Origin of the sequence: Wolbachia endosymbiont (group B) of Melanargia galathea (genome assembly GCF_964030625.1) — a bacterium.
Classification (GTDB): domain Bacteria; phylum Pseudomonadota; class Alphaproteobacteria; order Rickettsiales; family Anaplasmataceae; genus Wolbachia.
This window is the reverse complement of the sequence record NZ_OZ034910.1, coordinates 233,210-258,032: the sequence shown is the minus strand read 5'-3', so window position 1 is coordinate 258,032 and position 24,823 is coordinate 233,210. Positions and strand designations below refer to the sequence as shown.

The following is a 24,823-nucleotide window of genomic DNA, read 5'->3' as shown; positions in this document are numbered from 1 at the left end:
AATAGATATTTAGCCGACAAAGGAAAAATATGCCAATAAGAATGAAAGTCAGTAACTGCAATGAATATAACAAATTTCTTCAAGAAAGGGGAAATGTTTTTCATTATATCAACGATGCCATTGAAAATTGGTACGAAAATAGTCCAAAAGTAGCAGGTGGCAACAATGTCTACAGCGACAAAGTAGTGATTCTAATTCACATAATAACCTATCTATTCAGGATTGGTCTTAGGCAAACAGTGGGATTTATAGAGAAATATCTTGAGCAAATAGGGAAAATTTTGCAAATTATCAGCTATTCGCAGGCTTCAAGAAGGTTTAAAAAGCTTAATATCAAAATCAACGACTGCAGAGTTGATAAGAACGATATGGAAGATATTGAAATTGCTATAGATAGTACAGGTATCAGCATCTACAATAATATTCCAGGCCATAGTAAGGCAAATGGTACAGATAGAAAGTATCGCCGCTATGAGCAAACAAGAAAGCTACATGTAATGCTAGAGATAGGTAGTAAAAAAGTTATAGCTGCAAAATACAGTAGTGGAGTTTATTCCGACCACTATGGAGCCTGTGATCTTATTGAAAGAGTGGATACCAAGTATAACATAAGCACGATATATGCAGATAGGGCATATAATCGAAAGAAGTTATACAAACTGTGCGATGAGCTTGACATAAAGACAAGGATTCCTCCGCAAAATAATGCAGTAGAGCATCCAAAGTTGGATTATATGAATGAGAGAAATTCTACAATCAAGCTCATAAAGTCATATGATGAAGATGGTATGAAGAGGTGGAAAAAAGAGATAAATTATTGGAAGAGATCTTATATAGAAAGTTTTTTCTCGCGACTGAAGCAAATATTTGGATTTAGTTTTAGGAATAAATCTGAGATTAATCGTGAGAAGGAACTGCTACTCAAGTGTTATTTGCTTAACAAATTTACTGAAATAGGCATGGCTAAGTTTGATATAGCTTCATGAATTTATTATACATTACCCACTATCCGAAGAGCTGTGCAACAAAGCCGGATGGAATAGAGGTGAGTTCTGAATCAGAGGAAAAATTTATACCAATAAAGAAGAAAGGAAATAAATGCACGGTAGTAGAACCAGAAGGTAAAACAAACAATGCATTACTGAAAGCAGTGGTAAGAGCCCATCTGTGGAAACGGCAACTAGAAGAGGGAAAATACGAAAGTGTGAAGGAGCTGAGTGCCAAAATTAATATAGGTACAAGAAGTATACAGCAAATTTTAAGATTGAATTATTTAGCACCAAAGATTAAAGAAGACATAGTAAATGGGAGACAGCCAAGAGATTTGAAATTAGTTGATTTGAGAGAAATACCGATGCTGTGGAGTGAGCAATTGGAGAAATTTTATGGTCTTGATTGCATTGTTTAACAAGAGGAGATGAAAACATCGAAGAGAATAGGAAAAGCTGTTGCAAAAAAACTCAAGGATTTATAAGGAAACCACTATTGCAAAATATGAAGGACTTCTAATGCACCAACAGATGTTGAAGAGGTTAAAAATAGTCTTGACGTAAACCAGTGTGACAAAAACTGACATTAAATTATATGAGTATATTAATATAAATAGTAAAGATTTTCAATTTACATATGAAACCAGAGCAAACTATTGAGCAAGAGTCAAACTCACATAACAACCCTTTTCTGCTGAAATAGAACCATGTTTTTATAGTGAAGGAAATCCCTATATACGAAAAATCATCAAACCAACCAATTGCGGCTGGTGTTGTTGGTGCGTTATTATTGGTGAGCTGTGTTGCGTTTTATGTTTTATTTCGCAGTGGCAGTAGATGTGGTGTATGGGTTTTGCGTTGTATAATGCTACAAAGCCGAATACTAAACTTGAGTAGGTCTATTATCCAGCCTTCTTTGAATCCTGCGCAGTTGAGAAAATCCATAATTATCAAGTAAAACTTTTAAATTAGGTAATTTCTTCTCATTTGAGCTTATAGAGCATACTTTTTTAACCATGAGCATGATTATTGCTCCGGACAGGAGGTTCCACATTTTCCAGATAGCCATGACTGTCTACTTTCAATTCATTTCCTAAGTTGTGCTCTATTTTTGTTGCAAACGTAAATCCTAATATTTTGCAAAATTTTTCGAAATATTCTCTTATAATATCAAATAAACTCTTATCGCCATCTTGATAGTTTTTTAACTCCTCAGGAACATCAAGTAATAACTTACCGTCTCTATATATTAGACCCTCTTTACCATTCTGAGATTCAAGTGTAAATTCCATTGAAAATGATATATCACATATTTTTTTCTCAGAAAAATCTAGAAGCTTTACAGGTGCTTTGGGGATTTTACACTCAACTTTTACAGAATTTGGATTTTTGCAGTCAATGTACACTTTTCTATCAACACCACTATTGACACTCATAAATAATTTATGTTTCTCGTAAAGTTCCATCATAAATGGTCCATATATATGTTCATATCCTGCTTGATTGCAATTAGTAGCTAACTCTTCTAGAATATGATCATTTGGAGCTTATGCTCTAGAATGTTGAAACATCTCCTTAAAAACCTCTTTTGCAAATGAACGATAATTCTTTTCTCCATCTTTATTATTTTTAACCAAGCTAATATGTTTTTTATATAATCGGTCAACAAAATCCCTATCTATATTCTCTCCGTTAATGATGAAATCCATTCTATTAATGTCTTTATATGCTTGCTCACCAGAATTTGCGCTTTTATTATCTTTAGCTCTTAATTTATTAAAACCAAATTCTTTAATTTTAGCCTTTAATGTAACTATTGGATTTGCTTCTGTCATACTTCCCCCTTACTAAAGCCTTCAAAATTAATTATACATAGGAATTGTTAATAGATTATTGACGATATATAAGTGTAACGATGGCTTTGTACTACCTGTATAATAAATACGCTAAGGCAAAAATTTAGCTGTAGAAAGAATAATGCAACTTTATCGCATTTCATTTTACTATAACTTGACTATAAGAAAAAATCTTATTTTGATTACTACGAGTAGTTCTATAAACCAAATTAATTGTAAAAAAGAGCGAGTGATTTGTGTAGAGCTTAAGATAATTCGTTTCTTAGATTGCTAATTATCTTAGTTAATATTTAATACCTTCTACCTAGCAATTTCTTCCCTCGAATTAGAAACCCTTCTTAATTCTTCACGTTCTGCCCATGAAACCTTTTTGTTGTTAGACTCGCTTATTACTTCAGGACGCATTAATCCACCAGATCTAGCAAAAACACCTTGATCTATAGCTTCAATAACCGATAAACCTCCCAATAAGCAATTTTGCCCTATTTCTTCATGACTTGCTATTTCTTCAAATAGATCTTCATCGCTCACTTCTACTCTTATCAATTTTTTATTGTTCTCATCAGGATATAATCTAACTTCCAATTCTCCCAAACTAGTATAGAAAGTTAATACTATACTGCTGCCTTCTGTAAGATCTGTATAATTCCTTATGCCATCTTCAGTTTTAATTTCTACTTCACTATTACCAATCCTTACTATATTTCTTCCACACTTTACATCCCCATCTGTTAGACCTAAATCCCTTACCCCATCTGTTATCTTTATAATGTCTATTTTACTATCTTTAGAATATTCTAAGTAAAAAACGGAGTTGTCTACTCTTACATCTTTTAGCTCGCTATTGGTTGCATTTTTTGCGATTTCAATAAACTTATGAGAATTGCTAATATAATCTCTATAAGCTTTTTTTAGGTTAGTTTTATGCTCTTTAAATTCTGATGTCAGTGTGTTAGCATCAACTGTATTACCAAACACTGCCCCTTTTGATACTAATTGACATATTATATTACTAGCAACTTTAGGATTCTTTTCTAATTCACTGATTTTTTTCATCACATAATCGGTAAAAGTGTACTCATTACCTGAAAAGAAATCTTGTGAAAGAGAATAGTTTAATCGTACACCAGACTTTATAGCATCGTTTACAATCTCTTCAAGTTCAGCCATGTTTTGAGCCTGAAACACCTTATCAGAAAACTCATTTAACTTTTCCTTTTGATTTGAGGTTAAATTAACGAGTAATTTACTGACCTGTCCTTTCTTTTGCTGACGATAAATATTTATACCATAATCTAATGCTCCTGCTTCTAGAAATATTTTTCTTAACTCTTGAGCAAGATCTTCATTATCCCAAGCAAAACGATCAACATACGAAAACACTTTTGATTCACCCATTCCTTGCCTAATATTTAGCACTACTTTTAGGTCTGAATCTCTTTTATGCTTACTTAAAAACTCCTTTAAATTTTTAGTGCAGTCTGAATCGAGTACAAGTAAGTCATACAATTCTGCATTTAACTTTTTCTGTTTATCAGTTAGAAATAATTCTTCTATATTATAGCAGAGTTTATTAGTTGCTATTTGTTGTGGAGTTTTACCCTTTCTACTTGTTATATTAGGGTTAGCTCCTTTTGAGAGGAGAGAGTTTGTATTATCGTAATGACCTTTGGCAGCAGCAAGGCATAATGGTGTTTTTCCTTTATTATCTTGTATGTTAGGATCTGCGCCTGCTTCTAAGAGTAAATCTATAGCCTGATTTCCTATGCGACGAAATCCACCAATATTTGCTCCTGCAATTGCATGCAATACTGTTGATTGAGATTCTCCTCTTCTTAGGTTAAGAATTACTTTTAAATCTTTATTGTTTCTATTATCATATAAAAATTCTTCAAGGGGCTCAGTATTATCAAATGAACCACAGTTAGAAGCTAAACATTTTAGAGCACTAAGTAACTTTTTGTTTAAATTTTTTTGACTTGGTGTAAGGTCATGATCTAGAGCAAACCAAACACAAATTTGTTCACTTAATCCAAGTTTGCTATCTATCAAAGATAATGGTTCATTATAGTTTCTGACTGATGGTAAGTCTCCTGAGTACCACATATCATTCATCAGCTCATTTAATAAATGCTCTTTAGATAATAGATGTTCTATAATTGATTCATATTCAAAATCAGATGGTTCTGGTTTGGATTTTGGTTTTAGTAGATTGATAATAGATTTTACTATCCCAGTAGACTCACCCATACTTATCCCTCTAAGCTAAGATATATGATATATTGTATGCGATATGTAACATTAAGTCAATAACCATAATCTTTTTACTACTTATGTCGTTAAGCTTTTGTTAAGTTTTTATGGTGAGTAACAATGGAGTATATAGAGAGGTTAAAAGTTGCTTATGACTGCAAATTTGGGCTAATTTTACTATAAATCAACATGGTTAAGACCTATACTTGATATCACTACTATAAGAGCATGATGAATTATACTTTAAAGGAGTACGGAAACTGCTGAAGCTTATACAGTAACCTGCGGAGCCACTTCAGCAGAATAAACAAACATATGCCAGTATTAGTAGAGAATTATTTATAAGTCAACTAACTTTTTCAAAAATATTTTAGCAAGAACATCAGTGTTGTGAAAAAAAGTTCAAAACCTTCCAGCCTTGGTAACTATTTACACAATACATACTTTTAGCTCTTAGCTATCTAAGGAATTCACTGGAGATTGATTACTATAAATGTAATTCATATTATGCTTAGTAATAAATGTATCAGAAAACGAACTTTTAACAGCACTCCATGTACTCGTATCAGGATCATTTTGTTTTCCTTCTATAACTTTGTCACAAAACTTCTCGACAGCATAACCTACTTAAGATGACTATTTCTTAAGACTAGATCACTGATTAACTGCTCGAGATAGACCTGCTTGTTGAACATAAGGTTGTTGGAGACTACCTGGCTGTTGACCAAAAGCAACCACAGAGCTATGTCTTACATCTACCTCTACAAACTCATTACCAATTTTTATAAGGGAACCTTCATCTGTTGCACCTTTATTAAAAACAGCATATATCAGTTTCACTTTGCCAGCATCAGTAATTACCTTATACGCTTCACCTTCTTTATATCTTTTCAACTGGTCCTTAGCATCTTTTTCTTTTTTATCCAATTCTCCTTTCTTAGCAAATTTTAGCTCTATTCCAACTGGGGGGTATTCTTTTTTTTTGATCAGTAGCATTTATAACCAACATAACATCCAACTTCTCTCCACCACCTATTTGAAATTCAGTAATAACTTTTATATTATCTTCTCCGTAGCTACTAAATAAACCATGCAATACAGCTTGAAATGTAGCCTCATTGCTTATTAATGATTTGAAAGGATGTAGTATATGAGAAATTTCTTCAAATAGTTTTTTGTAATCATCATATTTACCAGATTCTATAGCTTTGCTCAAAGCTGCTTTAAATTTTTTATTTTCCACAATTCGAGTAAAATTACCTTGTAAAATTTCTTTACCTCTTTTGTATTTGTCCAATGAGTCATACGTATTTACTGTAATTCCCTTATTCTTATTACAGTACTGATCAAATGGATTCTTATTACTAGGTGTACTGTATAAGTTACAGGTTATTTCTTGTATCTTTATGTCATTGACGTTTTGAATTCCCCTAATATTTTCAATAGGAATTCCTTTATTATCTGGCACTCTCAATGCAAATTCATTTTTTTCATTTATGTTGAGTATAAGCACCTTCTTACCTAAAGTTAGCACTATAGTTGTAACACAATCCTCAATACTTTCTTTTGCTGCTTCTGGGCGTTTCTGTGATCCAGTAACCATTTTATCATTTTGATCATAAATAAAAATATGTTTACCTAACTTTTCACGCTTAATAATATTAGAAATAAGTACTAGCTGACCTAAGATCATTCTGCTGACATAATTAATATTATCACTTCCACCATTGCTCCAAACAATTCCATAGTAAAGATACTCTAGCTGTGTTCTTATCACCTCAGCATTCGCTGCTTCAGTGCCAAGTAACTTTTCTATTACAGAATTACCTTCTCGACTAAGAAAATTTTCTACATCAATTTTAACATTTTCGTGATGAACCATGTCAAAATTTAATCCTACACAAATAGCTTCATTAGCTATAGTAATCATTCTTATAGAGTTAGAAAAAGAGCCCTTAACATAATCTTGTGCTTGCTTCAATGCTTTTATCACTGTACTTATCTCACCAGTACCTGCTTTAAGCTCAATAATAATAGGAATAGAGCTTAGCGACTTATCAGAACCGCGCACAAGTAAAATAATGTCTGCGTAACCTTTTCCAGCAAATAATTCGAGATAAAGTTTTAGGTGAAAACGATACTTAAAATTTATCAAAAACCCAGCTAAAAACCCATGATGACTTGATTCTTTACCGCTAAATAGAGTTTCTTTTTCATATTTCTTATAGACATTTGTAATATAATTAAACATTCTTCTAGCGTTCTTTTTTACTTCTTCAAAATTTTGATTACTCAATTTTGAAATTAAGCTCTCTAGGTCTTGTTGGTCACGATCTTTTTCTATTTCTGTAAAACCTTTTTGTGAATAATCAGTCTTTTTACTAAAAGCTGGATCAACCTTTCCGTACTTTACTTCTTTTCCTGTAATTGTTATTTCATGCTCTTCTTTTTCTAGTTTATCAAACTCTGCTCCCATTTTCCATTTCTGTGCTATTTTTTCTAACTCTCCTTGAGAGAACTTTAGATGCATGTTACCATCAACTTGATCAGACACCGTTATACACTTAAGTCCCTCATTAGTTAATATAGCTATTTTTAAAGTTCTATTATCATCAAAACGAAAATGAAGTTTTTTGATACCAATTTTAGTAGCAAGTTCTGTGTCTAATACAGTAGCAAACATACCAAAAAAGAAACTAGGGAAAAAGCCTGGCTTTCCAACTGAATGCAAAAAAGAAGGAGATTGATTGATAAACGATTGGAACCTTTTTTGAAAATCTAGGAACTCGTCTTTTGATTTATTTCTCATTAACAGAAGCTGTACCAACTCAAGCGGCTTGACATTACTTGGCATATTACTCTCCTATTTGCTATGGCCTAAAGATTTTATATTATATGGGGTATCAGTCGTACTGAGACTTGACTGTGGCAAAGTATCACCAGCTTCACGCAAAATTGATTCTTTAGAAGCTTCTTGAGCTAATTTAGAAAATACTTGTTCTCCTAATTGCAATTTTTTACCCCCATGAAATAACTGAATTTTACTTAATACAGAATCTTTAACCTTTATCATCTCTTCACCACTCATTTCTTTTACGTGCTTTAATATCTTCCCTAATATTTCTTCTTTACTTACCCCTTGTCTACTTGGATCCACAATTAAATTTGCTATTGTATATGTAACTGAATAGTCTACAAAAATAGAGGAAATAGATTGCTCCCCGCGGTCTTGAGTTTTTAATTTTATTATACGTTCCCAAACATTCATCATACATTTTTTTGTTTCTTCAGACAGATCTGGATTCTTCAGTACTTGATCTGATAATGAAGATAAAAAAGTTGTGTAACGTTCACATTCAATCTGACTACACAATCGGCTTAATTCCATAAAAGAATCAAAGTAATACTGACCTACTAGCACATTCAACACTGCATAATAAGTATTTTCCTTATAATCTCTATTTAGTAATTTTTTCTTTTGTTCATCATCCATTTTAGACAGGCAAAACTCTATGGTGTCTACTTCTTTGTAACCCTTTACTGCAGATAAAGCTGCTTCAATTAACAAATTATTTTTATCTTGACTAGAAATACTGGAATCATTGTGCAATTTATTATAGAAGAACTCTATACCTTCTTCCCAGTTTTTATTAGAATTTATCTGTATGGATTTTTGCAAACCTTCAACTGATTTATATTCGTTTAGTTTTCCAATCTGCTTATCAATAAGAAAAGACCAGAAAGCTTCTATAGGGCTAGTTTCTTCGATATTTTCCAATAATTCTCTTCTCAGATCATCATCAGATCCATCCTCTTCAAAGGCACTTCTCTTAAATCTCATAAATACTTGTTCAAACAATCCAGGAATCTTATCTTCTAGACAATATTTACATGCCAAGTAATATCTATCTGCAAGATCAAGCGGATTTTCTTTTCCATTTTTATTTTTTTCTTCAGTTAACCTTTCACCAACAGCTTTATTTTTTAATTTTATTCCATCCCAACAAGAATTATCAGAGAATATATCAGAGAAAAATTTTAATTTTCCCTCATCAAAATCTTCAATTAATTGAATATAAACCCTCAACCATCTTTCTACTCTAAGATGTTTTCTTGCTTTAACTTGATTATCGTCGCCTTTAATAGCACCTTTTAATATATCAAGTATTTTATTGTAATTGTGATCCAAACCAGATTCCATACCCGCAACCCCATTTTGTATTTTAATATAAACTTTAGTCTAGTAAATTATCGTTGCCAAGCCAATCTTTTTCTCCAAACCTTACCACTGCACAACAGGAAATTTCTTGAGAGCCAAGTATGATATTTTCATTCTAATAATTAATTATTATAAAACATTTTTATTTACGAAAAAATAGACCTTGTTGTAACTAAAGAAACGTCTATTTTAGTGCTGCAAAAATTTGAATTATTGACTCTTTCTAAAATTGCAAAAAAGGTCGTATATTTGCGAGAACAAGCCGCATAGAAATAAGGTTATAAAAATAGAAGGTTTAAATTATTTTCATAAGCTTAGGCAAAACAGTTCGTACGTAGGTTTAGTAAAAGTGAGCCAATATAGCTGATTTCAGCGTATAATGAAATTATTATCTAGAAAAGTTCGTATGTATCGTTTGGTAGACCAAACCATCCCAAAACAAACACTTCTCACAACAGTTGGTTTTGAGTTCTAAAAATGATTATATTATTAAAGATAGTAGAAATAGAGTATTATCTTATTATTGAATTTAAGATTGAAGAGCCTCTTAAGGGAGTGGGTAATGTTAATGCTAAAAGACGGTAAAGGCTACACTTTCCTGCATATAGCTGCAAGGTATGGTGATTTAGATATGGTAGAAAAGCTTCTAGATATGGGAGCTGATATTAATGCTAAGGATAATGATGGTTGTACATACTGTAATTGCTATTGAATGATGGAGAGACATACTCCATTATTTTAGCACGAAGTAACAAATTCAATGAATTAGTTCTTCAAGAATAATTTAAACTTTTACAGTAGGAGTAGTCTCATGAAACATTATAGCGGGTTAGATGTCTCACTCAAAGAAACTTTTATTAGTATCATTGATGAGAAAGGAAAAATTGTTAAAGAAGGGGTTGTTGCAAGTGAAAGCAGTGCAATAGCTGAGTTTCTGCTTGGTCAAAACAAAAAATACGAGTCCATAGGAATAGAAAGCGGGCAATTATCAATATCGATGTGCAAAGAGTTGAGGAATCTTGGATTACCAGTAACTTGTGTAGATGCAAGGCATATGGCAGCAGCATTATCTGCGAGAATCAATAAGAATGATAAAAATGATGCAAGAGGCATAGCACAAATGATGAGAGTTGGGCTATTTAAGGAGGTATTAGTAAAATCAGACGAAGCTTGTCAGGTTAAAATAATACTTGGAAGCAGAAGACAATTAATACGTTGCAGAGAGCAAATTGCGGGAACAATAAGGGGATTACTGAAAATATACGGGATAAAAGTTAATCAACGTCTTAGTTCTGCAAACTTTGCTTTAAAAGTGCAAGAAATGGTTAATAATCTAGATGAAATTAGCCAAACCTCAATTGAATCATTAGTACATAGTTTAGAAATAATAGAAGAATCAATAAGAAAACTTGATAAAATGCTCTCAGAACAAAGCAAAAAAGATGAGGATTGTAAATTATTAACTACTGTTCCAGGAGTTGGTATTATAGTAGCAATGACATATAAAGCTGCAATAGATGATCTGCATAGGTTTGAAACATCTTATACAGTTGGAGCCTATATGGGATTAAGTCCAAGACAGTACGCTTCTGGTGAGATTGATCGACACGGAAGTATATCAAAAATGGGACCAGTGGACTGTAGGAATATGTTATATGAAGCCGCGCAGGTCTTACTGGTAAAATGTAAAAGGATATTTAAATTAAGAAGCTGGGGATTGAAGCTTAAAAAGAAAAAGGGCATGAAAAAAGCAATTGTTGCAGTAGCAAGAAAATTAGCCGTGATTATGCATAAGATGCTAATCGATAGAAAAGAGTTTTGCTATCAATAAACACTAAAGAAGTATAAAACAATAATTTTACTGAAAGTAAAGATAGCAATGCCGATGGAAGGGATAAGCAAGAGGATAAGTTGAAGCATAGACTTCGTGGCGTACATGTTGCCGTCCACTTCCGCCTAACAAGTATAGTGCGGCTTGGCTACAATATGAATTAGCCATATTAGACCGCGGAGAGAACAATGGAAGCATGCTACTTTTAACTTATGTAAAATCATTAAGACTATAGAGGAAAAGAATGATACCTTAGTTTTTATAAGCTTAATGAATATGTGGATAAATACTTTAAGTTTGTGTGGACGTATTTATCCACATATTCATTGGCTACATAGTTTAAAAGAGATTAATTGGAAATTAGTGTTGATGTTTTTATTGCCAATAAAACCTCTTTTGATTGAATAAGATAATACAATAATAAATAAAAGGTTGTATTAGAGCTGAATTTTACATCAAAAAATATTTTTCATGATACAAAAAATTATTGTTGACTTTTATGCAATTAGAGAACTTATTCACAATATTCATTAACCCATTTCAGTTACTGCTGTGTAAATTTTAAATATGCAAATTAATTGCTTCTTTAAGCCTGGCATTGGCAATAACTATAATTTTACGCATTAGAGCTGTTATAGCTACCATCTTCTTCTTGCCACTTTCAACAAGCTTAGAATAAAAGGCACCAAGTGCAGATTTGGACTTTGCAGCAGCCATTGCAGCCGTAAAAAGCTTTCTACGGACATTACTTCTACCACCCGTTATTCTTCTGTAGCCAATAGTTTTTCCACTTTCTTTTGGATGCGGTGCAACTCCAGCGAGACTTGCAACTTCTTTTTTGTTTAAATGGCCAAGCTCTGGCATCAGACACACAAAGTCTTGAGATAATTTTATACCTATTCCTGGTACTGTTCTTATGATTTTTTGGCGCTTTTGTAACTCTGGATTTCCATCAATAATTTTTTGTATAGAATCGTTGAGTTCATTTATCTGATTGTTAAAAAAGTCAACAGCCTTTTGGCAACTTTCTTTTATATAGTCGTTTTCAGGTGCTGCTAATCTACATTTCTCTTGAACTCTCATTTGCGTAATGTCATCACGACGTTGGCAAAGTGCGACTAAGGTTGTTTGTTCCTTTGACATAGGCACAAATAGAGATAGAGTACTATAGCGTTCAAATCCATATTGGGCAAGGGTTCTTGCATCTGATTGATCAGACTTTGCTAAAGTTCCATGAGATAAGGTAAAACTTTTTACTTTGCGAGTATTAGCTCGATGTATAGCAACATTCTTACCAACAAGAAAATGTGCTAAGCCAAGCTCATATTTTCCTGTATTTTCCAAAGTTACAAAAGCATTAGGTAGAATATTTGAAAATTCTTGGAACAATTGTTGCCAACCAGCAGAATTATTATCAAACTTGATAGTGTTCTTTTGGTTGTGCACTGCAGCAACATTTTTAAATTTTCCGATATCAATGCCAATAAAATTTTGATAAGATGTAATCATAATAATCTCCGATAGTTTAATTAATTTAAGGTTGTAAACGGGTGCATACATATGTCCCATGCAACTATTCAAACGTATCGAGAGATAGGGCTAGTGTACCTTGATAAAAACGGTTGTAAAACACCAACACGGAGACGGTAGCACATGCCCATAATAGCCCTATTCCTATAGTGAGTAGGGTTATCTTTCTCTCTTATTTATTTATATCATATGTTTAACTTACAACACGGAGTAAATGTTATAGAGGTAACCTCAGGGGCAAAAACAGTACGTACAGCTAAATCATCAGTGATAGGTGTAATTGGTACCGCACCTGAAGCAGATGGGCAAAAATTTCCACTGAATAAACCAGTGTTAATTGCAGGAAGCTTGAAGGAAGCAGCAAAGCTTGGAAAGAGTGGCAGTTTACCTTCTGCAATAAACGGAATATTTTCCCAAATTGGTGCAACAATAGTAGTAATTAGAGTTGAAGAAAGTGAAAACAGCGATCCAAAATTAAAAGAAGAAGAGACGCTGAAAAATATAATTGGCGGTGTTGATAAAGAGACTGGAGAGTATCAAGGGATAGAGGCATTCCTCAGTAGTGAAAGCATAGTTCATGTTGCGCCAAGAATACTAATTGCACCTCAGTTTACTCATCAATTATCTGGAGATGCTGGAAATCCAGTGGTTAGCGCTTTAATTCCTATAGCAGAAAAGCTAAGAGCAATAATAGTAGCAGATGGATCAAATACCAATGATGAAGAAGTAATAAAATGGAGAAAAAGTGTAGGCAGCTCAAGAGTGTACGTAGTTGATCCTTGGGTTAAGGTATTTATTGAAGGAAAAGAAGAAATTTTGCCAGTAAGCCCATTTGTAGCTGGTTTAATAGCGAAAGTAGATAGTGAGCAAGGATTTTGGCATTCACCTTCAAACAAAGAGATAAATGGTATTGTTGGAACAAGCAGGCCTATTGATTTTACGCTCGGTAATACAAATTGTAGAGCAAACCACTTGAATGAAAATGAAGTAACAACGATAATTCATCAAAATGGCTATAGGCTTTGGGGAAATAGAACATGTTCAAATGACTCAAAATGGGCTTTTCTGTCAGTGAGAAGGACTGCAGATTTAATCAATGATAGTTTACTTCGAGCTCATTTATGGGCAGTTGATCGCAATATCACCAAAACTTATATAGATGATGTAATTGAGGGGGTGAATTCTTATCTGGCAAGTTTAAAAGCACAAGGGGCGATTATTAGCGGAAAATGTTATGCAACCCCAGAACTCAATACACCAACAAACATTGCAAGTGGAAAAGTATACTTTGACTTTGAGTTTACACCACCATATCCAGCAGAACAGATTACTTTCAGGTCACATCTTGTGGGTGGTACAATATTATAAAAAAGAGGAAAAAATGTTACCGAAGATTTTAAAGAATTTTAACGTATTCGTAGATGGTCGGGGTTACGCAGGAAAAATAGATGAAATTACCCTACCAAAGCTTACCATAAAAACTGAAGAATATAGAGCTGGTGGTATGGATATCCCAATAAATATTGACATGGGCATGGAAAAGCTTGAAGCAGATTTCACTTTTTCTGAATACGATACAGAGCTCTTTCGGCTATTTGGGTTGATAAATGGAAATTCAGTAGCTTTGACACTCAGAGGTGGAATGCAAGGTAGTGGTAGTAATGATATTGAAGCTGTAATAATCAATTTAAGAGGCATTTTTAAAGAATTTGATTTTGGCAGTTGGAAGCCAGCAGAAAAAGCCACTCTCAAATGCACTGTAGCTGCCCATTATTATAAACTTACGATGGGTGGCAATGAGCTGATAGAAATCGATGCTGAAAATATGATTAGAAAGATAAATGGTGTTGATCAAATGGCCTTGCTGCAAACGGTTTTAGGTATTTAGGTTTAGTTTTAAAAGATTTTAGAATTTTATTTTTTAGGAGAAAGTATGACAACAGTAAAACTTGATAATCCAATAACAGTTGATGGTATTTCTATCTCAGAGCTTACCATTAGACGTCCAAAAGTTAGAGATTATCTAGCTATTGAGAGACTTAATGGTAGTGATCTAAGTAAGGAAGTAACTTTGACTGCCAACCTGACATCAGTTGCAAAAGAAGCAATTGAAGAGTTAGATATTGCTGATTATGTAAAAGTGCAAGAGGTATTAAAGGATTTTTTTTCACCGATTATCCAAAAAACTTGAGATTAGAAGTATTAATGTTCAGCTCTGTTGTAGGAGGCGGGGTTGAACAAATACTTGATATGGAGATTAATGAATTTATCTTATGGCATAAAGCAGCGAGGAAGGTACAATGTCAACGTTATCTATAAAAATTGGAGCAGTCCTAGATGGCAGTTTCAGTACTGTAATAAAAGGAAGTAGCAGTCAACTTACTCATCTTGGTGAGAATATAAGAAAGCTTGACTCATCTTTAAAATCAGTATCAAAGTTTAAGCAGTTAGGTCATGATGTTTTGACTAGCAAGAGGTCATGGAAAGGCTTTGAAGATCAAGTAAAATCTTTAGCTAAACAAATGAAGGCAATAGAGAAACCGAGCAAAACTTTAAAAGCAGAATTTGACAAGGCCAAAACCTCCGCAATAAAAGCAAAAGAAGCATATTTGAAAAAGAGAGATGTTTTGCATTCATTTAGTGAAGAAGTAAGAAAAAGTGGAAGAAATATTAAGTACTTAGTAAGTGACCAACATAAACTTGGCTCTTCTATTGAAGTATTAAAAGGTAAGTATGGTAAGCTTGGATCTGCAATACGTAGTCACCAAAGTTTTTTAGCAAGCAAAGCACATTTTAAGTCACAAATTATAGAGACTATTGGGCTAGGGCTAACGCTTGCAGCTCCAGTTAAAGTTGCAATTGACTTTGAAAGTGCTATGGCTGATGTTACAAAAGTAGTTGATTTTGATGAAAAGACAAAGGAAGCTGATAAATTTGCAAAAAAGTTAAAAGAGATGTCACGTACTATACCATTATCAGCCGCAGAACTGGCACAAATAGCTGCAAGTGGTGGTCAACTTGGTATCAAAAAAGAAGATCTTTTCAAATTTACAGAAACGGTGGCAAAAATGTCTACAGCATTTGATATGTCTGCAGAGCAAGCAGGTGATTCCATAGCTAAACTCTCTAACGTTTATGGAATTGATGTTAGTGAAATGGAGCACGTTGGTAATGTAATCAACCACTTATCAGATAACACTGCTGCTAAAGCAAAAGATATGGTTGAAGCTCTAGCAATAGTTGGTGGTACTGCAAAGCAGTTTGGATTAAAGTTTGAACAAACAAGCAGTTTAGTAAATGCTTTCATTAGTTTAGGCAAACAACCAGCAAAAGCTGCAACTGCTATAAATGCTTTACTTTCTAAGCTTCAAACTGCTGAAGGACAAGGAAAAGAATTTAAGGCAGCGCTAGAAGAAATGGGTATAGCCACAGAAGAAATGGTGCAAAGAATAAGTGAAAATGGGGAAGAAGCATTACTCTACTTTTTTCAAACTCTAAAGAAAATGGATAATCAGGAACGTTCTACAATCCTGATGAAACTTTTCGGTCAGGAATATCAAGATGATATTGCATTATTAGCTGGAAGTTTTAATAAGTATGAGGATGCAATAAAGTTATTGGCTAACACAGAAAAGTACGGAAGCTCTCTGCAAAAAGAATTCAAAAATCGTGCAGACACTACAGCCAATAAATTAAGACTCCTTCGAAATGCAATAGCTGAAGTTGGTATGAACCTGGGCTCGGTGATGCTGCCTACTTTAAAATTTATAGCTGAATTTTTACAAGAAAAAACTAGGAGCATAGCCTTATTTGCAGAAAAATATCCAACCTTAACTACAGCAATCATGGGAACTATAGCAGCTTTAATAAGTTTGAAAATCTTAGTAGTAGGCTTAGGTTATGGGTTTACTTTTTTAGCAAGTACAGTTCTCGGTTTAAGGGCAAAAATACTTGCAACATTTTCATCTTTATCAAGTATAGTTTTTCCTGCAGTAATAACAGGGCTAAGAGCAATAACGCTTGCTGTAATGAGTAATCCTATAGGGCTTTTAATTGCTGGACTTGTCACTGGTGCAGCACTTGTTATCACTCACTGGCAAAAAGTGAAGGAATTCTTTGCTAGTTTTTGGAAATCAATCATAAAACCGATAGGAGAGGCTTTTTCATGGATGGGAGATACAGTTAGTAGCGTATTTTGGAAAGTATCAGAAAATAGTCCAATAAAAGAATTTGAGAAGAGAAAAACTGTTATTTCGTTAGTTGATGGAGAAGCTAGCAATTTACTTTCTAAAAATAGTGTTTTTAATAATGGGAATCCTTTATCAAATAATAGTGTGATGAAAGGAATTTCTAAAAATAGCTGGAATAATGTTGAAGGATTCAAAATTAAACATGCTATTGCAGAAAAGAAATCTATAGCAGATGAGAAAGATCTCAATCTAAAAGAGTACGTAAAAAGCAAATATGAAAATAAAACTTTTAACCAAACTCAACATAGTTATTTCAACATAAGTGTACAAGCAGCACCAAATCAAGATGTTCGTAGCCTTGCTGATGAAGTAATAAAAAGGATAAGAGAAAAATCACGTGATGTTCTGTTTGATACCATAGACCCTGTTTATTAAAATGTTGTCTCTTGGCCCGTATAAATTTGTTCCAAGAAGTTTAAAGTATAATAGAGAGAATCGTTGGAGCACAATTGAGTGTATTGAAAATATGCCACTATTACAAAATATCGGTCAAGGTATAGAAGATATAGATTTAGAAGGAACGATTTATCTACATAATCTCAATGGGCTAAATCAATTAAAGAATATGAGAGAAGCTGAAAAACCACATATTTTAGTAGATAGTTTAGGTAATATTTTAGGACAGTTCGTAATTACCAGGTTAGAAGAAAAGCAGATGTATTTTTTACCTAGTGGACTACCAAGAAAAGTTGAATTTAGTTTGAGTTTGAAGAGCTATAGATGATTATATATTACTTAGCCAAAGAAGGAGAAATGCTAGATCTGATTTGCTGGAAACATTACGGATTTACGGATGGAGTAGTGGAATTAGTACTAGCAGAGAACTTAGGTTTGGCAGAATACGGAAGCTTTTTGCCTGCAGGATTAAAGATAAAGCTTCCTACTATTCAGAAACCAGTACAAAAGTCAAAATTAAAGGTCTGGGAATAAATGCAGCCAGATTTTATAATAGATAAATGTGAATCAGTTAAAGATAGAGTCATATCATTGCGCCTTACCGATGAATCTGGGACAATAGACAATGTAGTTGAAGTACATGTTGATTATAGGGACAAAGACATAGATATTCCTAATGAATTGAATATTTCTTTAGGGTACAGGGAAATCGGAGTAATGCCAATGGGTGTATATACAGTTAATGAAATTACGGTGCAGAGTCCACCTAAAACCTTACTAATAAAAGCCCATGCAACAAATTTAAGACTGTCATTAAAAGAGAAAGTATCTAAGGAATGGCATCAAATTACTTTAGGTAACTTGGTTAAGGAAATAGCAGAAAAGCACGGATATGGGTACGGAGTTGCAGAAGAGTTTGAAAATGTGTTGATTCCACATATTAACCAAATAGAAGAAAGTGATATAAGTTTATTAACAAAAATAGCAATAGAATACGGAGCAATGGCAAAGCTAGCTGGCGGATACATACTCTTTATTCCCAAAGGCAAAGCAAAGTCGGCAACTGGAAAAGCTTTAGGAACAACAGCTATTAGACCTCAAGACACAATCAATTGGAAAGTGCATTTTACCGTGAGTAGGTACAACTCAGTGGTTGCAAAATGGCATAGCTATGAAAAGGGTGAAACTATATCAGAAACAGTTGGCTCTGGTAGTCCAAGTTATACCATACAAACGCTTTACTCTAATGTAGAATCAGCACTAAGTGCAGCAAATGCTAAGTTAAAACAACTAAAGCGAAATAATGCAGTATTGGATATCACTATGCCTGGTAATCCAGAACTATTTGCAGAGGCGAAACTTAGCTTGTTAGGGTTTCATCAAGATATAGACGGTGAATGGATAATTGACAGAGCAGAACATGTGTTAGATAGTTCAGGTTATCGCACTGTGTTATCAGCATCAACGTTAAGAAAAAATCAGTAAACCAAATGTTTAATGTTGAAAAAAGTATTGAATATGAACAGAGACTCAAGAAATAAGCTACATTTTTGGTGGTTTATAGTAACAGTAGTATGTGTTATTATTACCTATTGCTATACGAAAGCAAAAGCTACAGATAATTATAAAACAATATTGCGGATTGCATCTGAAAATTGTAACTTAGAAATTGCGAAGTTTTCAGTAAAAAATTTATTAGATATAGATACGCAAATTTTTAAACTTACTACACTACATTATGCTGCAGGAGAAGGATGCTTAGAAGTTGTCAAATTTCTGATAGACGAAGGAATTAATGTAAATATTATCAACGGGTATGGAAGTACAGCACTTCACAATGCTGCGTATCGAGGGGATTTAGAAATCATAAGGTTTTTATTGGAGAAAGGTGCAAATCCTACAATCAGAAATAAAGATGGAAAAAACCCAAGAGATGTAGCTGTGCTAAGATCACGGCACAATAAAGATAAACCATACGATGAAATTATACACTTGCTCTATAATGCTGAAAAGGAACACAAATCTGAGCAGTAATATTTCGTAACTGGGAAACAATAGGAAATATTTATACATGTCAAGTTTAAGATAATTTTTTTAGATTGATCCATAAATTACTAACCTTATTACTCAATTTCTAAAATAGTTTTTTCCATTTTCCTTCTTATGCCGCTTGCACTTAACTTGACGCTTATGAACACTACCAAACAAGAAATAATTGAAAGTCTTTTATTATACAATCAGAAAAAGCATGCAAAAACAAAAAATCCCAATCACAGTAATAATTATATTACTACTTTCAGTCCATCCATAGATGTGCTTTGCAATATCCGAGATAGTGTAATTTTTAAGACAAAGTTGGTAATCATTACCTGTCAAGTTCTTTTCAAAATCTTCATCTAGAAGACGACTACCTGAAGCATGACTCCTCTTATTCTGACTCTTTGTACTAGTTCTTTCTTCTAATCTTGATGACTTCCTTTGTATCTCATTTATAGAACCACTTCTATGTTCCCCATTTCTTCGATCTGGTAAACGATTTTCCTTATTTTGCAAGGATTCCTGCTCTATAATATTAGCCTCTTGTAAGTTCATTATATTACGCAAAGGTACTGCAGATAGCTTCTTTCCTTGCCAAGTGTTTAAAAACTCTACTCCTCCAGTATAAACAGTCATCAACGCATAATAAACTGCCCACCAACCACAGTCACTTCCATTCATTTGCTGACCAGTTAGTTGATTATTATCATTAAAAACTATTTCGTTCTCTTTACAAAAAGGGAGCAATGCTAAGGTAGTCTGATCCTCCACAAAGGTTGTACCCTTAGTCAAACCTTCCTTTAATCTTTCAGGAACCTTTTTTTCAGCAAGAGAATCAAAAAAGAAAAGTTGATACTGATCATTATTTATTTCTTCACCCAATAAATTTCTATATTTTTTAGGCAGCAATACCCAGCTAATCCAGTGAGAACCTCCTTCTTTTTTATCAATACCAGTAGAATCATTAGTCAAAACTGTTTCAGTGTTAGCTATAAAAATAAAAGGCTTATCTAACTCAGTACCATAATGATCATTTATTGCAGAACCATCTCCAACTCTTTGACAAATATGTTTCAGTGAATCTCTAACAGCTTCCTCTTTATTAAACCCGAAGTTAATAGGACCAATATAATAGGCAAGCTGATTATCATTATTTGCAATCGCCTTATTCATAAAATTGTTTATATGATCAATATCTGACCATTTTCCAGAATTACCTGAATCATCACTACCGAATGTTACTTGATTTAGTCGATGGTAAATATCAATTGCAGTAAGATGAATTTTGTCTTGTAAAGAATGGTGATTAGATTGAGCCTGCACTTGTAACTGTTGTTCTGCTCTTTCCTCAAAATCATAAATCAAAGAAGGACTGTTTCTATCACCTACTACACCATAAATCTCTTCCCTAGAAACTTCTATAGCTTCTTCAATATCTTTTTCAATGCTACTAAGAAGTGGTACAAAATGGTTCCTGTAATTCACTATATAAATAATATTATCACCTGTACCTACATCATCTTCAGTGACATGTAATCCATCTATCTCTTCACCTCTCAATTCTATAACCTTAATTTTCACGCCATACTCTTCACATATCATTTTTCCTTCAATTTTAAGTCTTCCCCATATAGCATCTTTCAACTTTAGAATTTTTACCTCTGAATCAGAACTAGGATTTTTAATATCTTCTGCAGTGAATTCAATACGTGGTATATATTCAAGAAGTTTCTCACTCTCTCTATTTAGAGACTTATTCAACCATGAATCATTTTGCAGAGCACTCAATTCTTTCTGTGCATATTCCTTGCAGCTTCTCCGTAAAGACTTTGCGTTAAACCCTTTATCACTTGTAATCAGACCATTACTTTTTAGTTCATTCAACCCTTGAGCAGCTGAATCAAAAAAACAATCCCCTTTACCTACAGCAGCTCCTATTTTAAAGCCGTTAGGTAATTCTTCTCTTAATTTCTTTAACAGTTTTTCACGTTCTTCTTTCTTTCCGCTATTTTCTTCTTTTATGAGTTTAAAAATTGAAATAGGATCCCTAGTAACTTGTCTAGGAGCTCCTATCACGTCATAGCTTTGATCTTGTTGAACTTGCATAAGTTTTACCTATCAATATCTATCTTAATAACTATTTGAATTGTACAACCTTCATCATAATATTACTAAAATATTGTTACAATTCAATATATTTCGTTAATAAAAATTTAATCATCCATAGATGTTAGCGATATAGTTGATAGTGGTGTTCTAAAGAGAACTTAATTAAAGCCAACCAAAACGAAAGAAAAGAGATGTTTTTTATTTCGATTTCTCTTTGCTATTCTTAAATCAATCTCTATTAATTTAGCATTATATATCTTTAAAAACTTAAACAATATAACCATTTCTACCACTCAAACCCAAGAGCGGTGAGAACAATTTTTCTTGGAATCAGTTGGTCTACCGCGCAAGATCATTGACATCTTCTTATTTGCTTTTCCCTATTCCACTAATATTCTGTTGTTGAAGCGATATATCATCCAAGGGAGTAAAAGGAACTCTTCTAACTTTTTCATATAGTATACTAAATACCTCACGCCGATTATCTTTGATAAGATTGTTTAAATATTCTGTTTTATTTCCTGCCTTATCAAAACAAAGATCATGTAACTTCTCAAAAATGTGACAAACATTAATCCCTACTCCATATAATATCTTATTTGATAAATTTTTCGGCGTAAAAAGTTTTTCCTCGGTGAGGAAGTGATTTAAATAATTTTCTTTAAAACATGATGTGTGAAAATTTCTTAAAATAGAAGAGGCATTATTTCCTGCCATGGATAATACATTTGATAGATAATTCGGCCTAAAACCTTCCTTATAAAAATCATCTAAAAGCTGTGTTACGTTTCCCGTCTCATCAAAACAAACATCATGAAAATTTTTTAAAGCAGAACAAATATTAGCTTTTGCTCCGTGTAATATCCCAGATAAATTACTTGCTGTAAAACCCCCTTCTTTATTTAAAAAATGGTATAAATACTTTTTTGTCTCTCCTATAAAACAAAAATTATGAAATTTTTTTAAACTATCAGCTGATCCACTCAGTATACTACATAAATCACATGGCCTAAAACCTCCCTTATATAAATCATCTAAAAGCTTTGTTTTTTCCCTTTTCTCATTAAAACAAACACTATGCAACTTTTTTAAATTAGAAGAAGTATGAACCCCTGATCCACATAACATACAGGATAAGTTGCTTGGCTTAAAACCTTCCCTATAGAAATCATCTAAAAGTTCTGTTCTTTCCCCTTTTTCATTAAAACACAGATCATGCAATTTTTTAAAAGCACCCTTAGCATTAACTCCTGCTCTACTTAACATACCAGATAAGTTATGTAACGTAAAACCTTCTTTCCCATCTTTGTTCTTAATAAAGTGCTCTAAATATTGAGTTTTATTTCCTTCTGCATCAAACCAAAGGTCATATAATTCTTTAAAAGCTTTTGCAGCATTAGCTCCCGCTCCACCTAAAACACTCGATATATTAGATAGATTTATTCCTTCTTTTTCTAGAGTTTTTAAATATCGTGTCTTTTTTCCGTTCTGATCAAACCAAAGATCATATAATTCTTTAAAAGCTTTTGCAGCATTAGCTCCTGCTTTACCTAAAATACTTGATACATTAGATAGATTTACTCTTTCTTTTTCTAGAGTTTTTAAATATTGAGTTTTATTTCCTTCTGCATCAAACCAAAGGTCATATAATTCTTTAAAAGCTTTTGTAGCATTAGCTCCTACTCCACTTAAGATACTAGACATACGAACTAGATCTACTCCACTTTCTTCTAGTTTTATTAAGTATCGTGTTTTTTTTCCTTCTGTATCAAACCAAAGATCGTATAATTCTTTAAAAGCTTTTGCAGCATTAGCTCCTGCTTTACCTAAAATACTTGATACATTAGATAGATTTACTCTTTCTTTTTCTAGAGTTTTTAAATATTGAGTTTTATTTCCTTCTGCATCAAACCAAAGGTCATATAATTCTTTAAAAGCTTTTGTAGCATTAGCTCCTACTCCACTTAAGATACTAGACATACGAACTAGATCTACTCCACTTTCTTCTAGTTTTATTAAGTATCGTGTTTTTTTTCCTTCTGTATCAAACCAAAGATCGTATAATTCTTTAAAAGCTCTAGGAGCATTAGCTCCTGCTCCATGCAAAATACTAGACATACGAACTAGATCTACTCCACTTTCTTCTAGTTTTATTAAGTATCGTGTTTTTTTTCCTTCTGTATCAAACCAAAGATCGTATAATTCTTTAAAAGCTTTTACAGCATTAGCTCCTGCCTTACTTAAAATACTGGAGACACTAGATAGATTTACTCTTTCTTTTTCTAGAGTTTTTAAGTATTGAGTTTTATTTCCTTCTACATCAAACCAAAGGTCATATAATTCTTTAAAAGCTTTTGCAGCATTAGCTCGTGCTCTATGTAAAATACTGGACATATTAGCTGGGTTTATTCCATTTCTTTTCAGAATTTCTAGTCTTTTTTCTCTAATTAAACAATCTAAGAACTGATCAAATTCAGGTATTCCATCTCTACCAATCACACTTTTAGCAAATTTAGTTTCCTCATTGTGCAGCCTCTTCGATACTACGTCAACACAACGCCTCCGTTTTCCAGAGCTAGAACCAGCTTCAGGACTTTCCTTGGCTGAACTCCTTGAACCACTACTTTGTTCTGATGGGGTAGTTCTAGCATCTCGTAATCGTTTCGAACGCTCTTTGCCTAACATAAAAAACACTCCTTGCTTCCATTATCACTTTCTTAATTATTGATGGTATTCAAAAATAAGCAAGTTAAATTTTATGACTCAATGTATGAGTCCAGAGTATTAGATATAATATTCAAGAGATCGCAATAATAGCTACAAATTAGCAGTCAGTATAATCCGATAATTTTATTCTATTAACAGCCTATTAGCATCACATTAATAATCCATAAATTTGTTTTACGTTTTTTGAAATGCAAGCTTTAATTGAGTCACTAGGCTTATGTTTTTAAAGTTGAAACTAGCGCTGACAAGCAAGATTATGTTTATTTTATTATATCTTTGCTATAAATTTACCTTAATTCTTCTTCATTCTTAGATAAATCTGTTATTAATCTAGGAATAAATATTGCTAAAAACTTAAAAAACACAACTACTTCCAGCAACCAAAACCAAGGGCCGTGAGAAGAGTTTGTTTTGGGATCTCATGGTCTACCGCTAGATCCGTGCGAACTTTTCTTTATATCAATTTATTATATAGTAAAAGCAGCTATATTAGCCTACTTCAGCCATATTTACATGCGAACCAATTTACTTGGCTTTGTTGCAAAAATTTCAAGCTTCTATTTTCATAACGCAGCTTTTGCTTAAATTGTTCTCACAAATATACGATCTTTTTATGTTTTTTGGAG

21 protein-coding genes and 1 pseudogene are annotated in these 24,823 nt (G+C 33.0%); 12 read left to right on the top strand and 10 right to left on the bottom strand.

Features of this window, described 5'->3' with window-relative positions:
- Positions 1–29 precede the first annotated feature (29 nt).
- Both AAHF52_RS01100 and AAHF52_RS01095 read left to right on the top strand, forming a co-directional pair.
- Complete coding sequence (locus AAHF52_RS01100; protein ID WP_213863789.1) at positions 30–986, top strand: IS5 family transposase; 957 nt, start codon at positions 30–32, stop codon at positions 984–986.
- A 41-nt stretch (positions 987–1,027) separates the two neighbouring features.
- Positions 1,028–1,408: pseudogene (locus tag AAHF52_RS01095) on the top strand (recombinase family protein); the annotation flags it as partial.
- Between the two features lie 591 nt (positions 1,409–1,999).
- On the opposite strand, the gene AAHF52_RS01090 reads toward AAHF52_RS01095, so the two are convergent.
- The 6 genes from AAHF52_RS01090 to AAHF52_RS01065 form a co-directional block, all read right to left on the bottom strand.
- Positions 2,000–2,425, bottom strand: coding sequence for a hypothetical protein (locus AAHF52_RS01090; protein ID WP_319606776.1), 426 nt, complete (start codon positions 2,423–2,425; stop codon positions 2,000–2,002).
- Positions 2,426–2,536: 111 nt separating this feature from the next.
- Positions 2,537–2,824: a hypothetical protein gene (locus tag AAHF52_RS01085; protein ID WP_319606775.1), complete on the bottom strand. Its 288-nt coding sequence runs from the start codon at positions 2,822–2,824 to the stop codon at positions 2,537–2,539.
- A gap of 321 nt (positions 2,825–3,145) precedes the next feature.
- The gene (locus tag AAHF52_RS01080; protein ID WP_264376950.1) at positions 3,146–5,095 is read right to left on the bottom strand and encodes an ankyrin repeat domain-containing protein; all 1,950 of its coding nucleotides are present in this window, start codon (positions 5,093–5,095) and stop codon (positions 3,146–3,148) included.
- 657 nt (positions 5,096–5,752) lie between these two features.
- Complete coding sequence (locus AAHF52_RS01075; RefSeq protein ID WP_264376949.1) at positions 5,753–6,094, bottom strand: hypothetical protein; 342 nt, start codon at positions 6,092–6,094, stop codon at positions 5,753–5,755.
- Positions 6,036–7,952: a hypothetical protein gene (locus tag AAHF52_RS01070; RefSeq protein ID WP_264686240.1), complete on the bottom strand. Its 1,917-nt coding sequence runs from the start codon at positions 7,950–7,952 to the stop codon at positions 6,036–6,038. The genes AAHF52_RS01075 and AAHF52_RS01070 overlap by 59 nt, the downstream gene beginning before the upstream one ends.
- Before the next feature lie 9 nt (positions 7,953–7,961).
- A complete protein-coding gene (locus tag AAHF52_RS01065; protein ID WP_264376947.1) occupies positions 7,962–9,299 on the bottom strand; it encodes a hypothetical protein in 1,338 nt (445 codons plus the stop codon).
- Positions 9,300–9,879: 580 nt separating this feature from the next.
- On the opposite strand from AAHF52_RS01065, the gene AAHF52_RS01060 reads away from it, so the two are divergent.
- Together AAHF52_RS01060 and AAHF52_RS01055 are read left to right on the top strand one after the other, a co-directional pair.
- Positions 9,880–10,029 (top strand): ankyrin repeat domain-containing protein, encoded by a 150-nt coding sequence (locus AAHF52_RS01060; RefSeq protein WP_214303446.1) that lies wholly within the window; start codon positions 9,880–9,882, stop codon positions 10,027–10,029.
- Between the two features lie 99 nt (positions 10,030–10,128).
- Positions 10,129–11,148: an IS110 family transposase gene (locus AAHF52_RS01055; protein ID WP_342068410.1), complete on the top strand. Its 1,020-nt coding sequence runs from the start codon at positions 10,129–10,131 to the stop codon at positions 11,146–11,148.
- A 561-nt stretch (positions 11,149–11,709) separates the two neighbouring features.
- Here the strand turns inward: AAHF52_RS01055 and AAHF52_RS01050 are convergent.
- The gene (locus tag AAHF52_RS01050) at positions 11,710–12,657 is read right to left on the bottom strand and encodes an IS110 family transposase (RefSeq protein WP_214303303.1); all 948 of its coding nucleotides are present in this window, start codon (positions 12,655–12,657) and stop codon (positions 11,710–11,712) included.
- 210 nt (positions 12,658–12,867) lie between these two features.
- Here AAHF52_RS01050 and AAHF52_RS01045 point away from each other — a divergent pair, with 210 nt between their 5' ends.
- The 8 genes from AAHF52_RS01045 to AAHF52_RS01010 all read left to right on the top strand — a co-directional run bounded on the left by AAHF52_RS01045 (position 12,868) and on the right by AAHF52_RS01010 (position 19,358).
- Complete coding sequence (locus AAHF52_RS01045; protein ID WP_264376862.1) at positions 12,868–14,046, top strand: phage tail sheath subtilisin-like domain-containing protein; 1,179 nt, start codon at positions 12,868–12,870, stop codon at positions 14,044–14,046.
- Between the two features lie 13 nt (positions 14,047–14,059).
- Positions 14,060–14,566: a phage major tail tube protein gene (locus tag AAHF52_RS01040; RefSeq protein WP_264376861.1), complete on the top strand. Its 507-nt coding sequence runs from the start codon at positions 14,060–14,062 to the stop codon at positions 14,564–14,566.
- A 45-nt stretch (positions 14,567–14,611) separates the two neighbouring features.
- Positions 14,612–14,869, top strand: coding sequence for a phage tail assembly protein (locus AAHF52_RS01035; RefSeq protein ID WP_264376465.1), 258 nt, complete (start codon positions 14,612–14,614; stop codon positions 14,867–14,869).
- A 109-nt stretch (positions 14,870–14,978) separates the two neighbouring features.
- A complete protein-coding gene (locus tag AAHF52_RS01030; RefSeq protein WP_342068436.1) occupies positions 14,979–17,303 on the top strand; it encodes a phage tail tape measure protein in 2,325 nt (774 codons plus the stop codon).
- 1 nt (position 17,304) lies between these two features.
- Positions 17,305–17,652, top strand: coding sequence for a phage tail protein (locus AAHF52_RS01025; protein WP_264376859.1), 348 nt, complete (start codon positions 17,305–17,307; stop codon positions 17,650–17,652).
- Entirely contained in the window at positions 17,649–17,858 is a 210-nt protein-coding gene (locus AAHF52_RS01020) for a tail protein X (RefSeq protein ID WP_208571687.1), read from the top strand. Before AAHF52_RS01025 ends, AAHF52_RS01020 begins: the two co-directional genes overlap by 4 nt.
- Positions 17,859–18,809 (top strand): contractile injection system protein, VgrG/Pvc8 family, encoded by a 951-nt coding sequence (locus AAHF52_RS01015; RefSeq protein ID WP_264376858.1) that lies wholly within the window; start codon positions 17,859–17,861, stop codon positions 18,807–18,809.
- A 33-nt stretch (positions 18,810–18,842) separates the two neighbouring features.
- On the top strand, positions 18,843–19,358 hold the full coding sequence (locus AAHF52_RS01010; RefSeq protein ID WP_244226858.1) for an ankyrin repeat domain-containing protein: 516 nt from the start codon (positions 18,843–18,845) through the stop codon (positions 19,356–19,358).
- 195 nt (positions 19,359–19,553) lie between these two features.
- On the opposite strand, the gene AAHF52_RS01005 is transcribed toward AAHF52_RS01010, so the two are convergent.
- The 3 genes from AAHF52_RS01005 to AAHF52_RS00995 form a co-directional block, all read right to left on the bottom strand.
- Positions 19,554–21,467 carry a hypothetical protein gene (locus tag AAHF52_RS01005; RefSeq protein ID WP_342068435.1) on the bottom strand — a complete coding sequence of 638 codons (1,914 nt, stop codon included), beginning with the start codon at positions 21,465–21,467 and terminating at the stop codon, positions 19,554–19,556.
- Positions 21,468–21,628: 161 nt separating this feature from the next.
- Positions 21,629–21,754 (bottom strand): hypothetical protein, encoded by a 126-nt coding sequence (locus tag AAHF52_RS01000; RefSeq protein WP_342068434.1) that lies wholly within the window; start codon positions 21,752–21,754, stop codon positions 21,629–21,631.
- An 82-nt stretch (positions 21,755–21,836) separates the two neighbouring features.
- Positions 21,837–24,155, bottom strand: coding sequence for a hypothetical protein (locus tag AAHF52_RS00995; RefSeq protein WP_342068433.1), 2,319 nt, complete (start codon positions 24,153–24,155; stop codon positions 21,837–21,839).
- Between the last annotated feature and the right edge of the window lie 668 nt (positions 24,156–24,823).